Source organism: Enterococcus sp. BSD2780061688st2 D3 (assembly GCF_005844145.1).
In the GTDB taxonomy this organism is placed as follows: Bacteria; Bacillota; Bacilli; order Lactobacillales; family Enterococcaceae; genus Enterococcus_B; species Enterococcus_B durans.
The window spans coordinates 1-2179 of the sequence record NZ_SPHN01000054.1 but is presented as its reverse complement, the minus strand read 5'-3'; the positions used below and the strand labels follow the sequence as shown (position 1 = coordinate 2179).

The 2179-nt window shown below is 38.0% G+C and carries 2 protein-coding genes; both read left to right on the top strand.

Annotated features, from left to right (window positions below; genetic code table 11):
- Positions 1-257: 257 nt before the first annotated feature.
- Positions 258-854: an ECF transporter S component gene (locus tag FGQ66_RS14955; RefSeq protein ID WP_095443847.1), complete on the top strand. Its 597-nt coding sequence runs from the start codon at positions 258-260 to the stop codon at positions 852-854.
- A gap of 19 nt (positions 855-873) precedes the next feature.
- On the top strand, positions 874-2010 hold the full coding sequence (locus FGQ66_RS14950; RefSeq protein WP_081133522.1) for a cation diffusion facilitator family transporter: 1137 nt from the start codon (positions 874-876) through the stop codon (positions 2008-2010).
- Positions 2011-2179: the final 169 nt, after the last annotated feature.

Below are 2179 nucleotides of genomic sequence, written 5' to 3'. Positions count from 1 at the left end.
AGTGGGACAAAAGTAAGAAACACTTTTGTCCCACTCTTTAAAAACGAATAAACGGTGGGAGCAGAAGCAACTCCTTCTTAAATAAGCTGAAATTCACAAAAATTTAAAAAGCAATTTTCGTTGATTTCTTCTTATTTCTCGGAGTTAAACACTTCTGTCCCAACCTCTTTCTTGTTTTGTGCTGATTTGTAACCAATTAGTTGACAAATAAGCAAAACCTTTTACGATTAGGATAAAGAAAATAAGGAGGGAAACAGATGAATACTAAAAATAAAACATTTCGTTTGGTCATTCGTGCGATTTTATTAGCAATCATCATTGTTCAAGCAATGGTACCGTGGTTAGGGTTCATTCCACTAGGTTTTATAAGCTTGACGATCATCCATATCACAGTAATTGTAGCAGCCGTTGTTTTAGGACCAAAAGACGGGATGGTTATTGGCTTGTTTTGGGGGATAGCAACAATCATTCGCGCATATGCAATGCCAACGACTCCATTTGATACACTTGTCTTTACGAATCCGATCATCTCTGTTGTTCCTCGTGTTTTAGTAGGTCTAGTGGCAGGTCTTGTTTTTCACTGGATCTATCGACGATATCACTCAATAGTTGTTGGTTCGGCAGTTGCTGGCGTATTGGGTTCACTGGTAAACACAGTGTTAGTTTTAGGATTTATGGGATTGTTTTATACGGGGGCTACTGCAGAAGCGTATGGAGTCGATTCTTCTTTGCTATTCAAAACATTAGCAGGAATCGCTGCAATCAATGGTATTCCAGAAGCAATTGGTGCAGGTGTAATCACCCCGTTGATTGCAAAAGCACTATTTTCAGCAACACCCCTTAAACCAGAATAACGAGAGAAAGGGTAAAAAAGTGACAAAAAAGAAGAAAATAACATCTGCGGAACGAACAAAAAAAGGGATCTTAGCTGGCGTTTTAGGCTTGCTCTCCAATCTGATCTTATTTATTTCAAAGTTAACGATTGGCCTCTTTTCTGGAAGTGTCTCGATCATGGCAGATGCTATCAACAGTTTGTCAGACACCGCTTCGTCGATTTTAACCTTAGTGGGTTTTAAGATTGCGGCAAAACCGGCAGATCCAGAGCATCCTTATGGTCATGAGCGGTTTGAATATATCAGCGGTTTGTTTGTTTCGATCATTATCACGTATGTCGGGTTTCAATTTTTAGAGACCTCGATTGGAAAAATCATCCATCCAGAAAGTCTTACACTTTCTCCGATTATTTTTATAGTGTTACTCTTTTCCATCATTTTAAAATTTGTCCAAGGACGAATGTATGTAACGATCGCGCAATCCATCGATTCAGAAACCTTACGTGCAACAGCTAAAGACAGCTACAACGATGTTTATACAACATTAGCAGTTTTGCTTTCGGCAGGGATCGAATGGTTGATGGGCTGGCGAATCGATGGGTATGTTGGGTTTGCTTTGGCAGGGTATATCTTGTTAAGTGGTATCATGATGCTTCGTGACTTTGTTTATGAATTATTAGGAAGTCGACCAACAAAAGAAGAAATTTTAGCGATGGAAAAACTGCTATTATCCTATGAGAACATCTTAGGGTTCCATGATCTCCTTGTTCATAATTATGGACCAAGTAAAAAATTTGCTTCTGTCCATATCGAGGTAGATGACAGTCTTGATTTGAACCAAGCCCATAAAATCATGGATATCATCGAAAAAGACTTTAAAAAGACTTTAGATGTAGAATTGGTTTGCCACCTTGATCCAGTACCGGTGAACAATGAAAATTATCGAGAAATACTAAAAGTTCTTAAAAAGATCATCAAGGAAACTGGAGAAGGCTTGAAACTCCACGATCTTCGTATGATCCGTAATGGAAAGGAATTACAGTTCGATGTAGTGGTACCTGAGAAGTTCAACTTTTCTGATGAAGAATTGGAACGGGTACTCCGTGTCCAGATCGAGGAAAGAATCGGTAATTATGATTTAGATATCACTTTTGACCATAATTATTTGCTTTATTAAAGAGTCTTTTAAAAGAGTCTTTTAAAAGACTCTTTAATTTTGTACTGAATGGTTAAAAATGAGAAAGTGAGCATGGGACAAAAGTAAGAAACACTTTTGTCCCACTCTTTAAAAACGAATAAACGGTGGGAGCAGAAGCAACTCCTTCTTAAATAAGCCGAAATTCACA

Bases quoted from the DNA above. Each gene is read 5' to 3' on its own strand.
- FGQ66_RS14955 (WP_095443847.1), top strand. From the start codon at position 258: ATGAATACTAAAAATAAAACATTTCGTTTGGTCATTCGTGCGATTTTA.